Source organism: Pedobacter sp. ASV28 (assembly GCF_016428855.1).
In the GTDB taxonomy this organism is placed as follows: Bacteria; Bacteroidota; Bacteroidia; order Sphingobacteriales; family Sphingobacteriaceae; genus Pedobacter.
Genome location: NZ_JAELTN010000015.1, coordinates 64,121 through 81,648 on the forward strand (window position 1 = coordinate 64,121; position 17,528 = coordinate 81,648).

Annotated in this window: 14 protein-coding genes; 7 read left to right on the top strand and 7 right to left on the bottom strand. The window is 38.9% G+C overall.

Translation table 11 applies throughout. The features are described from left to right. The first annotated feature begins 1 nt into the window (after window position 1). Complete coding sequence (locus JHD79_RS07570) at window positions 2–901, top strand: PorP/SprF family type IX secretion system membrane protein (RefSeq protein ID WP_199118612.1); 900 nt, start codon at window positions 2–4, stop codon at window positions 899–901. 56 nt (window positions 902–957) lie between these two features. On the opposite strand, the gene mfd is transcribed toward JHD79_RS07570, so the two are convergent. Further along, window positions 958–4,296 carry a transcription-repair coupling factor gene (gene mfd / locus JHD79_RS07575; protein ID WP_199118613.1) on the bottom strand — a complete coding sequence of 1,113 codons (3,339 nt, stop codon included), beginning with the start codon at window positions 4,294–4,296 and terminating at the stop codon, window positions 958–960. Between the two features lie 199 nt (window positions 4,297–4,495). Between mfd and JHD79_RS07580 the strand changes: the two genes are divergently transcribed. Both JHD79_RS07580 and JHD79_RS07585 read left to right on the top strand, forming a co-directional pair. Next, on the top strand, window positions 4,496–4,792 hold the full coding sequence (locus JHD79_RS07580) for a DUF2752 domain-containing protein (protein ID WP_199118614.1): 297 nt from the start codon (window positions 4,496–4,498) through the stop codon (window positions 4,790–4,792). Between the two features lie 12 nt (window positions 4,793–4,804). After that, entirely contained in the window at window positions 4,805–5,167 is a 363-nt protein-coding gene (locus JHD79_RS07585; RefSeq protein ID WP_199118615.1) for a TM2 domain-containing protein, read from the top strand. A gap of 28 nt (window positions 5,168–5,195) precedes the next feature. Here the strand turns inward: JHD79_RS07585 and JHD79_RS07590 are convergent, their stop codons facing one another. Further along, the gene (locus JHD79_RS07590) at window positions 5,196–6,575 is read right to left on the bottom strand and encodes a glycoside hydrolase family 30 beta sandwich domain-containing protein (protein WP_199118616.1); all 1,380 of its coding nucleotides are present in this window, start codon (window positions 6,573–6,575) and stop codon (window positions 5,196–5,198) included. 24 nt (window positions 6,576–6,599) lie between these two features. Then, window positions 6,600–8,039, bottom strand: coding sequence for a glycoside hydrolase family 30 beta sandwich domain-containing protein (locus JHD79_RS07595; RefSeq protein WP_199118617.1), 1,440 nt, complete (start codon window positions 8,037–8,039; stop codon window positions 6,600–6,602). Between the two features lie 580 nt (window positions 8,040–8,619). Here JHD79_RS07595 and JHD79_RS07600 point away from each other — a divergent pair. The 3 genes from JHD79_RS07600 to JHD79_RS07610 all read left to right on the top strand — a co-directional run bounded on the left by JHD79_RS07600 (window position 8,620) and on the right by JHD79_RS07610 (window position 12,177). Further along, on the top strand, window positions 8,620–9,717 hold the full coding sequence (locus JHD79_RS07600) for a Nif3-like dinuclear metal center hexameric protein (protein WP_199118618.1): 1,098 nt from the start codon (window positions 8,620–8,622) through the stop codon (window positions 9,715–9,717). Further along, entirely contained in the window at window positions 9,717–10,460 is a 744-nt protein-coding gene (locus JHD79_RS07605; RefSeq protein ID WP_199118619.1) for a zinc ribbon domain-containing protein, read from the top strand. Before JHD79_RS07600 ends, JHD79_RS07605 begins: the two co-directional genes overlap by 1 nt. Window positions 10,461–10,683: 223 nt before the next feature. Beyond that, window positions 10,684–12,177 carry a tetratricopeptide repeat protein gene (locus tag JHD79_RS07610; protein WP_199118620.1) on the top strand — a complete coding sequence of 498 codons (1,494 nt, stop codon included), beginning with the start codon at window positions 10,684–10,686 and terminating at the stop codon, window positions 12,175–12,177. A gap of 109 nt (window positions 12,178–12,286) precedes the next feature. On the opposite strand, the gene JHD79_RS07615 is transcribed toward JHD79_RS07610, so the two are convergent. The 4 genes from JHD79_RS07615 to rsfS form a co-directional block, all read right to left on the bottom strand. Continuing rightward, a complete protein-coding gene (locus tag JHD79_RS07615) occupies window positions 12,287–13,357 on the bottom strand; it encodes a 3-oxoacyl-ACP synthase III family protein (protein WP_199118621.1) in 1,071 nt (356 codons plus the stop codon). Window positions 13,358–13,430: 73 nt separating this feature from the next. Continuing rightward, window positions 13,431–14,075 carry an LUD domain-containing protein gene (locus JHD79_RS07620; RefSeq protein WP_199118622.1) on the bottom strand — a complete coding sequence of 215 codons (645 nt, stop codon included), beginning with the start codon at window positions 14,073–14,075 and terminating at the stop codon, window positions 13,431–13,433. A gap of 79 nt (window positions 14,076–14,154) precedes the next feature. Next, complete coding sequence (ftsH, locus tag JHD79_RS07625) at window positions 14,155–16,260, bottom strand: ATP-dependent zinc metalloprotease FtsH (protein WP_199118623.1); 2,106 nt, start codon at window positions 16,258–16,260, stop codon at window positions 14,155–14,157. Between the two features lie 23 nt (window positions 16,261–16,283). Next, window positions 16,284–16,658 (bottom strand): ribosome silencing factor, encoded by a 375-nt coding sequence (gene rsfS / locus JHD79_RS07630; RefSeq protein ID WP_199118624.1) that lies wholly within the window; start codon window positions 16,656–16,658, stop codon window positions 16,284–16,286. A 46-nt stretch (window positions 16,659–16,704) separates the two neighbouring features. Here rsfS and JHD79_RS07635 point away from each other — a divergent pair, with 46 nt between their 5' ends. Next, window positions 16,705–17,481, top strand: a complete 777-nt coding sequence (locus tag JHD79_RS07635; protein WP_199118625.1) for a biotin--[acetyl-CoA-carboxylase] ligase — start codon at window positions 16,705–16,707, stop codon at window positions 17,479–17,481. Window positions 17,482–17,528 lie beyond the last annotated feature (47 nt).

Genomic DNA, 17,528 nt, shown 5'->3' on the forward strand with positions numbered 1-17,528 from the left:
AATGAAGATTAAAAATATTATTGCAGTAATCGCTTTGTGTGGTGTACAATTAGTGGTTAAGGCGCAACAAAGTACAAGCTATAGCCAATATGGAATTTTGGTTACGCCTATCAATACCGCGGGGAGTTTTCTTTCTAAAGAAGCACAAATAAATGTGTTGGGTCGTTACCAATGGGTAGATTTAGAAGGAGCGCCTACTGCTTATCGCTTGGCCGCAAGTATGCCCTTAAAATCTGATCTGCGCATTGGAATGAACATCAAACATGAAAACGTTTCTGTAGAAAAGCTAGGAGAAGCTTTGGCTTTTATAGGTAAAGAAGTTCGACTTGCTGAAAAGGATTACTTGGCGCTGTCCTTAGGTGCAGGTGTAAGTTACTATAATGGTAATTTCTCTCAGCTTTCTTCAACAGACCCGTTATTTAATAACGATTTAAAGGAAACTGAAGGGATTCTTTCTGCAAGCTTAATGTACTATCGCCCTGATAAATTCTATGCAGGTATTTCTTTGCCTCGTTTAACTTTCTCTAAGATTGGATTAGGCTCTACCTCCTTGAATTATGATGTAAGCACCTTGTATCATTTTACGGCAGGCGCCGTAATACCTCTTGGTCCCGATTTCGATTTAAAACCTGCAACACTACTGAGCTATGCCAAAAATTTAGATTTCCAAGCAGATGTATCGGCCATGTTTTACTTAAAGAAGACGGTTGGTTTAGGTGCAAATGTAAGAACAGAAGGAGAAATGGCCGCATTGGCAAGCTTGTTGATCAAAAACTTAAATATTGGCTTTGGCTATCAATTTGCAAGCAGCAACAGTCCTTTATCAAGAACTTTCAATAATAATACTTACGAGTTTAGCTTGACTTATCGTTTTGGCAAAAGTTTTGGTGGGCTGTTATAGTTGGAATAAACTTAACTTATGATAAACAAGATTTAAAGTTAAGCAGACATAATCTGTTACAAAACCATTTCCAACATTTCTACGGCTTCATCAATATTGTTGATATTGTCGAAGGAAATGCGCAGGCTATCTTTCACCTCTTTTAAGTTGCATAAACGGGGATGTAATTGCGCAAAGGCCAGTATCTTGTTGAACATTTCCGAGTCGAAAAATTTAGACCGTTTGTCACTTACAAAATAACCTCTTAGGATGTTTTTCTTGTAACTTACCTTTTCGAAGCCTAATTTTTTGGCTATCCATTGCAGACGGACCACTTTTAGCATGGCCAATACGGGAAGTGGTATGGGGCCGAACCGATCTTTCATCCGTTGTTCAAAAGCTTCAATTTCTGTCTCGCTCTCCAATTTTGATATTTCGGTATAGAGGTTATAACGTTCTGTAATATTGGTTACATAGCTATCGGGAATATGCAATTCCAAATCGGTATCAACTTGTGTGAAATTGACGAAAGGTCTTTCAGGCTGGTCCTTAAATAAGTCCTTAAACTCATCGTCCTTTAATTCCTGAATGGCCTCATCTAAAATTTTATTGTACATTTCGAAACCAATTTCAGCAATAAAGCCACTCTGTTCCCCACCTAAAAGATTGCCACTTCCACGAATGTCAAGGTCTCTCATGGCAATGTTAAAGCCACTTCCCAAATCAGAGAATTCTTCTATGGCACTTAGGCGTTTACGGGCTTCGTTGGTTAACGTAGATAAAGGCAGGCTTAGCAGATAGCAAAAGGCTTTTTTGTTTGATCTTCCTACACGACCACGCATTTGGTGCAGGTCGCTCAAGCCAAACATGTGGGCATGGTTAATAATAATCGTATTGGCATTAGGAATGTCAAGTCCGGCTTCGATAATCGTAGTGGCTACCAATACATCCTTTTCACCATTAATAAAGTCGAGCATTACATCTTCCAGTTGGTCGCCATCCAATTGTCCGTGTGCAATGCCTATGCGGGCATTTGGAACTAAGGTCTGTATCAAACCACCAAGTTGTGGCAAGTCGTTGACACGGTTATGTATAAAGAAGACCTGTCCGCCCCTATCCAGTTCAAACTGCACGGCCTCCTGTATCAATTTGTCATTGAAAACATGTAGTTCAGTTGTTACACCTTGTCTATTAGGTGGTGGAGTGCTCATGATCGATAAATCTCTGGCGCCCATCAGTGAAAAGTGTAGGGTTCTTGGTATGGGGGTAGCGGTTAGAGTCAGGGTATCTACATTTACGCGTAGCGCCCTTAATTTTTCCTTAGCGGCAACGCCGAATTTCTGTTCCTCATCAATAATCATTAAGCCCAGGTCCTTAAATTTCACGTCTTTGCTCAGCAAACGATGTGTACCAATAATGATGTCGACCTTGCCTTGTGCCAAACGCTCAAGGGTATCCTTAATCTGTTTGTTGGTCTTGAAACGATTAATGTAATCAACCGTACAAGCAAATTCTTTTAGCCGTGATGAAAAGGTCTTGAAATGTTGTAGCGCCAAAATGGTAGTGGGCACCAGAACGGCTACCTGCTTGCCATTAGCCACGGCTTTAAAAGCTGCACGAATGGCAATCTCGGTTTTGCCAAATCCTACATCTCCGCACACCAGTCTATCCATTGGGTGTGGAGCCTCCATATCTTTCTTTACATCGGCCGTGGCCTTTACCTGATCTGGAGTGTCTTCATAAATAAAGGAGGCCTCAAGCTCTGTTTCTAGATAGCTATCTGGACCAAATGCTGTACCTACCTGAGCTTTGCGGAGCGCATAAAGCTTGATCAGGTCTCGGGCAATATCCTTAACTTTTTTTTTAGTATTTTTTTTAAGCTTATCCCAGGCCTCCGTACCCAATTTATTCATTTTGGGTGGAGTACCATCCTTTCCGCTGTATTTGGCAATGCGATTTAAAGAGTTGATATTCACATACAGCAGATCATTGTCGGCATATACCAATCGGATCATTTCCTGGGTTTTGCCATTCACCTCTACTTTTTCCAGCCCGGCGTATTTTCCTATGCCATGATCTATGTGGGTCACAAAATCACCTGGCTTTAAGTCTCTTAGTTCTTTTAGTGTAATGGCCTGGCTGCGCTGGTAACCCTTTTTTAATTGATATTTATAGAAGCGGTCAAATATCTGATGGTCCGTATAAAAAGCAGCCTTTTGGATAAAATCGATAAAACCCTCCCGTAAAGGGGTATGTATGGGGACAAATTTCGCAGTCTTGTCAATATCATCTAAAATGGCGTAAAGTCGCTCTACCTGTTTGGCCGAGTTGGTAAAGATGAAGTTATGGATGCCTAGTTTTTCGTTTTCCTTTAGGTTGTGGATCAGTAGGTTGAAATCCTTGTTAAAAGAGGGCTGCGGTTTGGTATCGAAATGAAAAACATGATCTGTGTGATAAAAGAATTGCTTGCCAAACTCTACCAAGGTAAAATCCTGTACGAGGTCTGCCAACATTTTCTCATCAGAAAAGCAAAACTTAGGGTCCAGCCAGTTGGGGTTCTGCTGTTTATCAGCCAAAGTAAGGGCTTTCCATAGTTCAGTTGCTTTTCTATAGCCGCTCTTAATAATGTCAAAAGTAAATGCTACGTCTTTAAACCAAAGTTGGGTGTCTTTTTCAATATAATCTAATAGACTGATATTGTTCTCTGTAAGGAACTTAGCCTGTACATTGGGAACAATGGTCAGTGTCTTTACTTCGTCTACAGAAAGTTGACTTTCAATTTCAAATGTACGGATGCTTTCTACCGTATCGCCAAAAAATTCTATACGGTAGGGCAGGTCATGTGAAAAGGAGAAAATATCCACAATACCCCCACGAATGGAGAATTGCCCAGGCTCATACACAAACTCAGATCGTTCGAAGTCATATTCAAATAGAAATTCATTGATGAAGTCGATGCCCAAACTTGCCCCCAAACTTATTTCCAAAGTGTTTTTTTCGAGTACACTCCGGTCTATTACCTTTTCGGCCAAGGCCTCTGGGTAGGTTACTACAATTTTACCGTATTCAGATTGGTGGTTAAGTTCGTTTAATACTTCTGCCCTGGCCAAAACGTTAGCGGTATCTACTTGGGTAAATTCAAAGGCCTTACGAAATGAAGAAGGGAACAACAAAACTTCATTGCCTAAAATACTTTCCAAATCTGAGGAGAAGTAGGCCGCTTCTTCGCGGTTAGGTAAAATGAAAAGCTGTGGTTTATGCTGCAAAAAGTAGATGGTTAACGCTATAACCGCATCGGAAGAACCCACCAATCCCTTTAATTGGGTTTTGCTGCCCTTTCCTTTGTTGAGCGATTGTGCCACAGAAAGCACCCGCTCATCTTCTTTAAATCTGTTAATGAGGTCGCGAATATTCACTACACAAAATTAAGCTTTATTTCCGAATTAGCATTTTTTGCGGTCAAAGAATAGGCCATGGTTGGGTAAAAAAGAACAGAAATATTAAATTCTTCTGGTCGGTAAGCTATTTTGTCGGTTTTTATTTACCTTTCGTCGAAATTAGAGCAAAGGCTGTAACATGGTCCTAGCCTTAACATCTAAAAATTAAAAGTGAGTAATGAAAACTAACAAACGTCAATTTCTAGAACTGGTGTTTTGGGTTTCAGCAATCGTTTTGCTAGCCACGACAAATCCTCACGAACATCATTTTAGCTTATGCCCTTTGGCAAACTTAGGCTTCGATTGGTGTCCGGGATGTGGTTTGGGAAGGTCAATCATTGCACTTTTTCATGGAGATATATATGCTAGCCTAAAATATCATTGGTTTGGTATTCCGGCCTTGTTCATTATTTTATATAGAATATATCAACTCTGTGGACAGTTTATTAATAAAAAAGTTCAACTTAAATTGTAAGGAGATTTAAAAATGTTTGATTCAAATTTCATGTCTTTGCCGGGTATAAGCCCTCAAGAATATTCATATCTACAGTCGGCCACAAATGGCTTAAACGAACAGCAACTGCGTACCTTTCTCATGGTTTATTCAAGTAAGCGTAAAAACCCGAGCGATATGTTACTGTTCTGTATCATCGGCCTGTTTTTGGTGCCGGGGCTACAAAGGTTCATCATTGGTCAGGTGGGTATGGGTATCCTTTATCTACTTACCGCAGGTTTATGTCTAATTGGTTCCATTGTAGATATTGTCAATCACAAAACATTGGCATTCGAGTACAACCAACGTATGGTTTTCGAAAGTATGCAGATGGTAAGAATGACCAATTTCTCTTAATCTAAATACAAATGATTTGGTTGTCTAATTACCAAACCATAGTGACCGCAGCATTAGGGGGCAAAGTATAATGTGTTTTTTGATGGGGTAAATTAACGGTAAAAGGCTTTTTTTCTTTATTGGTATTTAGCACAATCAGCACTATTTTGCCCTCTGGTGTTTTAAAGGCAACATTAGGCAGGTCGTATATAGCTGTAGAGGCAATTCTTACCGCATTTGGCCTAACAAATTTTGCAGCATGTGCAATAATATAGTAGGCTGGGTTTCTTTTAATATTGTTGCCATCGATGGTGATAGCACCCAGACATTTGTTGCAACCTCCTGGTGTATAGGGCTTGTATTCGCTGTCTGCCGCTAAATTCCATTCTAAAACTGTTTTGGCCCAGTTTCTGGTAGCACCAATAATGAGGTGTTTAACATGGAAAGGGAAATCGGAATCCATGTTTCCTGGAGCGCCCACCCATTGTTCTGTAAAGTAGATGTTTTTGTCTGGATGTGCTTCATGAACTTGGCTCAAGGCTTCAATTTTTCCGCCGTACAGATGAAAAGCAGAACCGTCTATATAAGATTTGGCATCCTTGTCGTTTAATATGCTGATGGGATAATCGGGCCTATCAGCATTATGATCATAGATGATGATTTTGGTCGCCAGCCCCTTGCTTTTAAATAGAGGTCCCAGGTGATTTTTTACAAATATGGCCTGATCTGTAGCCTGCATAAACAAACTGGGGTTGTTGCCAGGATGCAGGGGCTCATTTTGAACGGTAATGGCATCTATGGTAATGCCATGATCTTTCATGGCTTCAATATATTTTACAAGATATAGGGCATAGGTATTGTAAAATTCCAGTTTTAAGCTACCGCCTTTAGTGGCATTGTTGGTTTTCATCCAAGCTGGTGGCGACCAAGGAGAGCCCATTAGCTTCACCTTCGGATTAATGGCCAATATTTCCTTAAGAACAGGGATAACATCTTTCTTATCTGGCCCTAGGTCGAATTTTTTTAGTAGTACATCGGTTTCGCCCGCAGGCAAATCATTATAAGAGAAAACATGCTCATTAAGATCTGATGCGCCAATGCTTAAACGTAAATAGCTAATACCAATATTATTTTTATCCGTGGCAAAAAGTTCTGTCAAAAGGGCGTTTCTGTTTTGTTGGTCCATGGCAAGTAAATGCTGTGCGCTGCCTCCGGTAAGGGTATAGCCAAAACCGTCTATACTTTGGTAAGTTTTGCTGGGGTCTATGGTTATCGATTCGGCATCCTTGTTGGCACTTTCTGGCTTAGCTTTTTGTGGTGTAAAAAGAAAGTTTTGTTTAGTATCTGTAAGCCAGATTTGGGGCATTTTTTGGGCCATTAAACTTATAGAGAAGAGGCAACCCAAGACCAAAACAGTATATTTTTTCATTGCAAAATGAATTTGGTGCTTTTATTAATTGATGATAAATGTGCTGATAGAATGGGGTTGGCTTTGTGTTTTGGCCACTGCTCCGTTTAACCAAAGCTGATAGTCGACGTTCTTGTCGCTGGCATTCATTACCACTACTACTATCCTGCCATCCGGATTAATAAAACCCGTAGTCTGTAACAAATCTCTGGTAGATGAAGTCGTTATTCTTTTAGCGCCAGGTTTAATGAATTTAGAAAAATGGCCCAAATAGTAGTAGGCATTGGTATAAATCAATTTTCCTGTACGGGTATCTGCATGTATAGGGGCAAAGCAATAGTTTTGCACATGGTTAGGCCCTCCTTTTTCATCTAAAAGGATATTCCAGTCTGTCCAACCAGCGGTACCACAATTAAAATCGTTGATCATCGCGTAACCATATTTTTCTCCCAATGACCAATTGTAGATACTGTCTAAACTGAATTTTTCTTTGCAGCCTTCAGTAAAAATCAACTGTTTATCTGGAAAGCTTTCGTGTACCTTAGCCACATTGTCAAATTGCATTCGGTTGCCTGTCCAGGTTTCGTACCAGTGAAAACCAATACCCCAGATATATTTTGCAGCCTCTGGATCGCCAAGTACTGTGCTCGCCCTATGGTAAATCAGATCACGATTATGATCCCAAGCTATTAGCTTTTTGTTGGCCATGCCAGCTTTGTACAATGTTGGACCCAAATAATTTTTAATAAAATCCCTTTCTTCTTCGGCAGTATAAATACAAGATTCCCATCTTTGTTTTGCCATGGGTTCATTCTGCATGGTTAAGCCCCAAATAGGGATGTTTCTTTTTTCGTATTCCTTAATGAATTTAATGTAATAGTTGGCCCAGGCTTGCTGGTACTCGGATTTCAGCTTGCCTCCATGTAACATGCTATTGTTAGTTTTCATAAAAGCAGGGGGCGACCAAGGGCTAACGTAGGTAGTAAGTTTTCCGCCTGCCGCCGCAATAGCCTGTTTAATCAAGGGGATTTTGAATTTTTCGTCTGACGCAATGTTAAATGAGGTTAATTCCTTGTCGTTTTCTTTAACATAAGTATAGCTGTAAGAAGAAAAATCACAACTGTTGATGTTGGTCCGCAATAAGTTGTAGCCAATTCCTTGTTCTTGGTCATAATATGCGGCTAAAAACTCTTTTTGCTGCTCAAGTGGTAATTTGGCAAAAGTTTCAGCGGCAGCATCGGTAACGGCACCTCCAATGCCTAGCATGGTTTGAAATGTTTTACCCGTATTGATAAATACGGTAGGTTCTGTTTCCAATGGTTGGCTATAAGGTACAAAATTAAGTTTGCCCTCACTGCTGATACGTAGGTTGGTATTTTCGGCAGTGGTGAATTTTTCTACCTGTTTAGTGTTGTTCTTAGGTTTTTCTACAGGGCCTAATAAATGCAGTAAGGTAAAGATGAATAAACTATATTGATACATCATAAAAATAAGTTGTTAAATATTATTTTATAGTTAGCGCTGGAAGGCATTGACCTAATGGAAAACAACATGCGCAAATGGTACACTGCTTAAGAGAAGCCTTTGTTTCATGGGTCTTTATATTTAGTTGAAGGTGAAATTACTCACAAGCGCATGAGCATATGCAAAGCTAGTCCAAATAGAAACATAAAAGCAAATAAATAAGCATAAAAATGTTTTATAATTATTTGATATATAGGTTGTTGTGTTGTTTTTGATACGCTTTAGCACCATCTGGAAGCTGCGCGTAATCGTGTCATTTTGATAGCGTTACGTAAGTTTTTTGAAAATAGGTAGTTAAATAACTGATACGTTTAAATACCAAGTGTGTTTTTTTCTTTTTAATCCATAATCAATCTGATTCAGTTCAGATTGCCAGTATTTTTAGTGCTTTTTCTACTTTTAGTTATTTTTTGCTTCTGCTGACATGGTTTGAACAAGTGTCCTGTCTAATTTCCAATAGCTCGGAAAGTTTATGGGAAGAAATTTTACCTTTAACTTAATATCCGTTGTCCAATTATCCACCTTTCATTACTTTTATACCATGAAGTTGATTGAGATTACAGCTTATCTGGAAAATTTGGCCCCTCCAAGCTACCAAGAAGATTATGATAATTCAGGTTTGATTGTGGGCCATGTTAACGATGAGGTACACTCAGCCTTAGTTGCGTTAGATTGTACCGAACAGGTCGTTGAAGAAGCCATAGCAAAAAAATGTGATTTGATTATTACCCACCATCCCATTGTTTTTAAAGGGCTGAAGAAGTTAAACGGAAACAATTATGTAGAACGGGTGGTATTAAAGGCTATAAAAAATAACATAGCTTTATATGCCATACACACTAATCTCGATAGCGTTCAAAACGGGGTGAATGCAGAAATTTGTAAGCGTTTGGGCATTGAAAATGCTAAAATATTACTGCCCAAAACTGGGGTCTTGAAGAAACTGGTTACTTTTTGCGAAAATAAGGATACCGAAAAGTTGCGTAATGCTCTTTTTGAGGCCGGAGCAGGCCAGATTAGCCATTACAGCGACTGTAGCTTTAGTATAAATGGCGTTGGTACGTTTAAGGGAGACGAGCAGGCAAATCCAACCTTGGGCAAACGCGGCGTTAGGGAATATGCAGATGAAACCAGGATAGAAGTGATTTTTAAAAGCCAGGACGAACGTAAGATTTTATTGGCCTTATTTGAAAATCACCCTTATGAAGAAGTTGCCTATGATATTTATGCACTTGAAAATAAGCTGCAAAATGTGGGTTCGGGTATGGTGGGATGGCTATCGCAAGAGATGGAGGGAAAAGAATTCCTTCAGTTCGTAAAACACCATATGAAGGCAACAGTTCTGAGGCATACTTCCATATTGGCCAAAAAAATAAAAAAAGTAGCGGTTTGTGGAGGAGCTGGTAGTTTCTTGTTAAAGAATGCCATTGCCGCGGGGGCAGATGCCTTTGTAACTGCCGATTTTAAGTATCACGAATTTTTTGATGCCGAAGATAAAATAATGATTGTAGATATGGGGCATTTTGAAAGTGAGCAATTTACATCTAATTTGTTGATTGATAATATTCAAGAAAAATTTCCTAACTTTGCAGTCCGTTTAACGGAGCATAATACAAACCCCATAAATTATTTCATTTAATGGAACAAACAGTAGAGCAAAAGCTAAAAGCTTTATACGAATTACAAAACCTACATACCAAAATTGATAAAATACGCCAAATAAGAGGCGAATTGCCAATAGAAGTTGCTGACTTAGAGGATGAAGTGGCGGGACTGGAAACACGTATACAAAAAATTAAAGCTGAATTGGACGATACAGAAGATGCAATTGTAAATCGTAAAAATATGATTAAGGACGCTCAAACCTTAATTAAAAAGTATGATACACAATTGAAGGATGTAAAAAACAATCGTGAATATGATGCTTTGACCAAAGAAATTGAGATCCAAAACCTTGATATTCAGGTAAGTGAGAAAAAAATCAAAGAGTTTGGTTTTGAAATCAATAACAAAACGGAAATCTATGAAAAGGCTCAGGAAAACCTAAATGCTAGAAAAGGTGATTTGGAGTTGAAGAAAAATGAATTGGAAACCATTACTTCCGAGACAGAGAAAGAAGAGCAGGCATTATTGAAAAAAGCTGAAAAAGCACAGACCAATATCGAAGAACGTTTGTTGACTGCTTATAATAGGTTGAGAAAAAATGCAGTAAACGGATTGGCGGTGGTAACCATCGATAGAGATTCTTGTTCTGGTTGTTTTAACAAAATTCCACCTCAGCGTCAGTTAGATATTCGCCAACGTAAAAAAGTAATCGTTTGCGAGCATTGTGGTAGAATTTTGGTAGATGAAGCTTTGACCCAAGAATTGGCAGAAGCGTAGCCTTGTAACAACAAACCAAATATAATATTAAAGCCAGTGTAACAACTGGCTTTTTTTTGTAACCATTAGTAATGGTAAAAAGCTTGAAAATTACTTAAATAAAGATGTGCCTGCTTAATAGTTGTGTTAAATTGGGCCAAGGAAACTTTAATCTGCCAAAAACAAGGAAACATTTTCAACGTTATATAACTTTGCCAACTAAATAAATTGTATTCACTACCGTATGCATTTAAGATTAAGCCCTAATACTTTCTTACTTTATCTTCTTTTACTTTCTCCTTTTTTGGCTTCTGCCAATTTTGATTTTAATGCCAACTGCTTAAAAGCCTACCAAAATATCTTCGAACTAAAATTAACGGCTGCCAGACAAGTTGTTGCTGTCGAAAAAAAGGCCCGGCCAGATAACTCGATTGTTCCTTTGTTGGAAAACTATATAGATTATTTTTATCTGCTCACTACCGAAAGTAAATCTGAATTTGAACGTTTGGAAGGGAACAAGTCTTCTAGGCTTGATCAAATTAGCAGAGATGATAAGGCCTCGCCTTATTATTTGTATGCACAGGCCGAGATCAATTTACAATGGGCCTTGATAAGGGGTAGGTACGGAGCCTATTATGCTGCTGCAAGAGAGATCAATAGAGCTAGTAGCCTGTTAAATGATAATCAGAAAAAATTTCCGGGATTCCATTTGAATGGTAAAGGACTAGGGCTGATCAATGTGGTGATTGGGGCGTTGCCAGATGGTTTTATGAAGTCGGCATTGGCCACTTTTGGTATTAAGGGCAATATGCAGGTTGGTTTGAACATGTTGGATAAATTGGCTGAAAACCTTCCCAAGTCAACTTATGAACCTTTTTATGAAGAAGTGGTCTTCTATTATTCCTATTTGCTTTCTGATGTGGCCCATAGCCCATTGGCCTATGCCAAGACCATGAAATATACAGCACGTATAGCAGACAGTAGCCTACTTAAAACCTATATGCAGGCCTATGTAAGTGCTAGGAACGGAAAGAACGATCAGGCCATTGAACTCTTGGAGAACAGACCTAAGGGAAGTGCCTATCAATCTTTCGCTTATCTTGATTACCTATTAGGAGTGGTGAAACTAAATAGACTTGATTTTGGAGCAATTGTAGATTTCGATCAGTTTTTGCAAAACAATAAAGGGGTAAACTACATAAAGGATACTTATCTGCACCTCGCTTGGATTTCACTGCTCAAGAATGATACTTCTGGCTATGCTAGCCTTATTAATAAGACAAGGAATATAGGCAATACCTATCAGGAAAAAGATAAACAGGCATTGAATGAAGCCAATGGGCCGGTGCCTGACAAAGTGTTATTAAAGGCAAGACTTTTATATGATGGTGGATACCTAACGAAAGCAGTAGAGGCTTTAGCTGCCAGCAAAGTTTCCGATTTTGACAATGCCAAAGATAAGACGGAATATTACTATCGCATGGCCCGCATATATGATGATCAGGGAAAAGACAAGGCCGCACTTGAGTATTATCAGTATACAATAAATACAGGAAAAGGCTTAAAATATTATTATGCGGCCAGATCTGCGGTTTTAATGGGAAAGATCTATGAAAGGGAGAAAAATATGGTTAAGGCCAAATCATCCTACAATATAGCGATCGCGATGAAGAACCACGAATATGAGAACAGCATCGAAAATGAAGCCAAACAAGGCCTAAAAAGATTGGAGAACTAAGCGCTGTTAAAGCTATTTTTAATGCGAATTTTTGGGTGTACAAATCTAATTGCCTAACCTTATCTTGTTAATGGAAATGCATGCCATCAACTTAAAGGACAAAGAAAGACTAAAATCTGTAAACTATCGCATTGATATGCATCCCTGCGCCTACCGAGGCAAAGATGGCATAATCTCCTTTTTCAACTTTATAGCCTTCTACCTTGCCGTTCAGGACCAGATCGATTAGAGTAGGTACTGTAGCTACCGAACTGTTGCCTAGCCAAGAGATGGTCATCGGTACAAGATTTTCGGGAACAGTATCCAATCCATATAATTTAAAGAGGCGCTTCATAATGGCATTGTCCATTTTTCCATTGGCCTGATGGATGAACACTGTTTTGATCTGTTCTATGGAAATACCAGATTTATCTAGTGCCATCTTTACAACCTTTGGCACTGTTGATACCGCAAATTCATAAAGCTTTCGCCCATTCATTTTGATATAGGTATTGCCGTTTTTTTCTTCGGGGTTATTGCTGCATCCCATGGTGAGGAGCGAGGCATAATCGGCGTAGGTTTGGGCTTTGTGTGCAATAATGCCTATCGGCGTTTCGGAAGCTCTTGCTTCAAGGATGGTGGCCCCAGCGCCATCTGAAAAAATCATACTGTCCCTATCATGCTGATCTACAATTCTTGATAAGGTTTCGGCACCAATCACTAATACCTTCTTTGCATCACCACTTCTGATAAGGTAATCGGCCTGTATCATACCTTGTACCCAGCCAGGGCAGCCGAAAATAATATCATAAGCAACACAGTCCGGATTTTCTATTTTTAACTCATGCTTTACCTTTGCAGCTAAAGAAGGCAGGATGTCCATTCTATTGCTACCCAATTTAACATCGCCAAAATTATGACAGAAAATAATATGGTCTAAACTTTCTTTGTCTATGCCGGCATTAGAAATAGCCGATTGGGCAGCAAAAACTCCCATCTGATAGTTGACCAAATTGTCATCGATATACCTTCTTTCTACAATTTCGGTAATTTCACTAAACTTGTTAATGATCTCCTCATTCCCCTTATCCAACTTGGTTCCATTATCAAAAAAAGAATTATTGATAAAATGCTGCCCACTAATGACATTTTGGGGGATATAACTCCCTGTACCGGTAATTACCGAGTATAATTTGTTCATGTTTTTTTAATTACCGTAAACCAATTCGGTCTTTGGTATAAATTTATTACTAATTAATTAAATAGCAAAATTTTTAAGAAAAATCATCAATGAGAAAAACAAACAGTTCTTTGGGGCCATGGGCACCCAAAACTAATGTTTTTTCGATATCTGCAGTTCTACTTGGACCGGTAATGTTACTGATCATAGAAGGAATTTGTGATCCATACTTACTCTTTAATAGCTGAAAGGCATCTTTTAGATCCAATACCAGCTGTCCAGTTCTAGCAATAACAATATGATGGTGTGGAAATATGCTCAACCTCCGTCCGGCTGCATTTTGGTTGCTCACCATTACCGAGCCGTTGCGGGCAATCAATGCTTCGCACATGGTAATACCTACCTCGGCCTGCTCGAAATCTTTGTCGGTTTGATAGAAGGGAAATTCATAGTTGGCCAATAAAGATTGCAGTTCAGGCTCCCAACAATATATTTTTCGCCATTTAAATTTTTCGGCCAGTTCAAGGATATTCTCAATGAAATCTACGCCATCTTCGCAAAAGATAAAATGACCAGCTACAGCGGTGAGCTGTTCGGCAAACAAGATTTCCAACTCTTCTTCGTTAGCTTGATATAAAGGACTTTCCTCAAGGTTAGGGTAGGGATGGTCTCTTTTTTCGAGTAGTGCCTTCCTGATTTTTTTGAGCATCAATTCTTTTGCAGTGATATTATCTTTCATAAGTCTGCGCAACTTTATTTAAACAAAAATAGGCAAGCTAAGTTGAACTGCTTGCCTATCTAAAATAAGATATAAGGCCCTATTGACCTTCTTCTTTACTGTCTGAAACAGCAGAAGAAGCCTGATCATTGTTCTGATCTGTGTTATTGATCACTACCTCTTCAGGTTTAGGAGCGATAACGGTAGCACCATTTACAAACTCATCATAGGTAGTCCTGGTATCAAAAGGGCGTTTGCCAAGAAGCTCTTCCAAATCTGCTTGGAAAAGAATTTCCTTTTCCAATAACTTTTGTGCAAGTTTTTCTAAGCCCTCCCTTTTTTCTAACAATAGCGTTTTGGTACGTTCGTATACTTCATTTGATAAGTTGCGTACTTCGTTATCGATAAGTTCAGCCGTTTTGTCTGAATAAGGTTTGTCGAAATTATACTCGTTATGGGGATCATAGAATGAGATGTTTCCAACATTTTTATTCATACCATAGATCTTAACCATGCCGTAGGCAATTCTGGTAATATGCTCTAGATCGCTTAAGGCACCAGTAGAGATCTTGTCAAAAATAATATCTTCAGCAACCCTACCGCCCATGGTCATACACATATCGTCCATTAACTGTTCCGTAGTATATAGAAACTGTTCCTTTGGAAGATATTGGGCATAGCCTAAAGCTGCAACGCCACGAGGTACAATAGAAACCTTCACTAAAGGATTGGCGTGCTCTAAGAACCACCCTGCAATGGCATGGCCAGCTTCGTGATAGGCCACAATTTTTTTCTCTTCAGGAGAAATAATTTTATTTTTCTTCTCTAGTCCACCAATTACACGGTCAATAGCATCTTGGAAATCCTGCATATCAACAGATTCCTTATTGCGGCGTGCGGCAATCAATGCGGCCTCATTACATACATTGGCAATTTCCGCACCTGCAAAACCAGGGGTTTGTGCCGATAGTTTTTTGGCATCGACATCTGGAGAAGTTTTTACCGGTTTTAAGTGAACCTTAAAGATCTGCTCACGGCCCACTAAATCTGGTTTGTCTATAGAAATCTGTCTATCGAAACGACCTGGACGCATTAACGCTGAGTCTAATACATCTGGACGGTTGGTAGCGGCTAAAATAATAATTCCAGAGTCGGTACCAAAACCATCCATTTCAACCAATAATTGGTTTAATGTGTTTTCACGCTCGTCATTACCCCCCATTACGCTGCCTTTACCGCGAGCACGTCCAATGGCATCAATCTCGTCAATAAAAATAATACAAGGCGCTTTATCTTTTGCTTGTTTGAACAAATCTCTTACACGGGAAGCACCCACGCCTACAAACATTTCCACAAAGTCGGAGCCTGATAAAGAAAAGAAGGGTACCTGTGCCTCGCCGGCAACGGCTTTGGCCAGTAAGGTTTTCCCTGTTCCAGGAGAACCCACCAATAAAGCACCTTTAGGAATTTTACCGCCTAAATTGGTGTATTTTTTAGGGTTTTTTAGGAAATCTACAATTTCCATGACCTCTGTTTTGGCTTCTTCCAAGCCGGCAACATCATTGAACGTAATGTTCACTTGGCTTTCTTTATCGAACAAAGTGGCCTTAGATTTACCAATATTGAAGATCTGGCCACCGCCACCACCTCCTCCGCCACCCATACGGCGCATCATAAAGATCCATAAACCTGCAAACAACAATAATGGTAAAATAATATTAAGAAATACGCCTGTCCATGCATTTGATTTCGATACAGGTTCTGCCTTGATCTGATTTTCGGCAGGGATGTTAGCTTGCGATTCTTTTAGTAATCGATCTAACTGTTCGGGCGAAGCGGCATTAAAAACCACCATTGGACCTTTGCTGGTACCAAAACTATTTCTGCTTTGGTATTTTTTGTATTTAGGATCTCCTTTTTTACTGTCCTTAATATATACTTCTGCCTTAACAATGTCATCAGACTTATAAGAAACAATCTTTTGGACGTCGCCTGGAATTAACATTTCTTTTTCGAAAGTGCTGTAGCTTACCTGTTGGGCATTTTCAGAGTTGAATAGAAACTGCACGGCCAACAAGCCAATAATAATGGCTGCATAAACCCAAAAAATATTGAATTTTGGAGTTTTCTGGGGACGCTTAGGGATATTAGGTACTTTTTTTATTGATCTATTAGGTTTATTGCTGTTGTTATTTTCTTGTTTCATGCTTGTTCAAATGTTAAAAAGGGTTATGCGCTTTTGTAAGTGGTAGTCTCTGCGTCGCCCCATAAATCTTCAATTCCATAAAAATCTCTCTTTTCCGTTCTAAAGATATGCACAACTATATCCAGATAGTCTAGAATGATCCATTCTGCATTATCTTGCCCTTCCTTGCGCCAAGGGTGGCTCTTGGTCAACTTATAAATTTCGTCTTCAACACTATCGGCAATGGCTTTCACCTGTGTAGAGGAATCTGCATTACAGATAACAAAATAGTCAGAAACCGAACTGTTCAATTCCCTTAAGTCCAACCTCACAATATCGCTTCCCTTTTTTTCTTGAATGCCCTGTACGGCAATTTCTGATAGGTATGTAGAAAGGTTTACGTTTTTCTTTTTTACCATTAAAAAAAATTAATTTTGGTCTTCAACAAATAATATAAATCAACACTTGCAAAATAACACTTTTTCAACATTATTTGTTGGTCAAAATCTTATCAAATTATTATCGGTTGATTCTACTAATAATTATTTGAAGAAATTGACTTCAAATTCCGAGCCACTGCCAAATGGAACTGTAATAATGGCAGAAAACCAATATGCCGGAAGAGGGCAACAGGGCAATATTTGGCATGCCGAATCTGGTAAAAACCTAACTTTTAGTGTTTATTTAACCACCGATTTTATTACCATTGAAAAACATTTTATGCTTAATATGGCCATTAGCATAGCATTAAACAATGCTTTGGTTAAATACCTGCCCGCTGGTTTAAGCATTAAATGGCCTAATGATGTTTACTTCGTAAATAAAAAGATTGGGGGAGTGCTCATAGAGAATACCATTGTTGGCAATCGGCTAAAACATACCATTATTGGCATAGGTTTAAATGTGAACCAAACGGTTTTTGCTAAAGAACTGGAAAATAAGGCAGGTTCTATAGCGCAAATTTTACAACAAGATGTAGATTTAACAAAGCTTTTAAATGAAATTTGTACACAAATTGAACAATTGTACCTGAAGCTGAAGAATAATGAAACTTCTTTAAGCACGCTTTATACGGCCAAGCTTTATAAAGTAAATCAACTGGCCAAATACCGATCTTTAGTAGATGGTCGAATTTTTGAAGGCCGTATAGAAGGGATTACAGCTATGGGGTTATTGAAAATTAAACCTTTAAATGGAGATTCGATCGAATTTAACTTTAAGGAGATAGAATTTTTGGCATGATATTAACTATAAATGAATAGATTAGCCCTCTGGGCAAAGAATGACAT

What these genes read in the sequence shown, in the direction of transcription:
- JHD79_RS07570 (WP_199118612.1), top strand. Translation starts at nt 2, where the DNA reads ATGAAGATTAAAAATATTATTGCAGTAATCGCTTTGTGTGGTGTACAA.
- JHD79_RS07580 (WP_199118614.1), top strand. Translation starts at nt 4,496, where the DNA reads ATGAAAACTAACAAACGTCAATTTCTAGAACTGGTGTTTTGGGTTTCA.
- JHD79_RS07585 (WP_199118615.1), top strand. Translation starts at nt 4,805, where the DNA reads ATGTTTGATTCAAATTTCATGTCTTTGCCGGGTATAAGCCCTCAAGAA.
- JHD79_RS07590 (WP_199118616.1), bottom strand. Translation starts at nt 6,575, where the DNA reads ATGAAAAAATATACTGTTTTGGTCTTGGGTTGCCTCTTCTCTATAAGT.
- JHD79_RS07595 (WP_199118617.1), bottom strand. Translation starts at nt 8,039, where the DNA reads ATGATGTATCAATATAGTTTATTCATCTTTACCTTACTGCATTTATTA.
- JHD79_RS07600 (WP_199118618.1), top strand. Translation starts at nt 8,620, where the DNA reads ATGAAGTTGATTGAGATTACAGCTTATCTGGAAAATTTGGCCCCTCCA.
- JHD79_RS07605 (WP_199118619.1), top strand. Translation starts at nt 9,717, where the DNA reads ATGGAACAAACAGTAGAGCAAAAGCTAAAAGCTTTATACGAATTACAA.
- JHD79_RS07610 (WP_199118620.1), top strand. Translation starts at nt 10,684, where the DNA reads ATGCATTTAAGATTAAGCCCTAATACTTTCTTACTTTATCTTCTTTTA.
- JHD79_RS07615 (WP_199118621.1), bottom strand. Translation starts at nt 13,357, where the DNA reads ATGAACAAATTATACTCGGTAATTACCGGTACAGGGAGTTATATCCCC.
- JHD79_RS07620 (WP_199118622.1), bottom strand. Translation starts at nt 14,075, where the DNA reads ATGAAAGATAATATCACTGCAAAAGAATTGATGCTCAAAAAAATCAGG.
- ftsH (WP_199118623.1), bottom strand. Translation starts at nt 16,260, where the DNA reads ATGAAACAAGAAAATAACAACAGCAATAAACCTAATAGATCAATAAAA.
- rsfS (WP_199118624.1), bottom strand. Translation starts at nt 16,658, where the DNA reads ATGGTAAAAAAGAAAAACGTAAACCTTTCTACATACCTATCAGAAATT.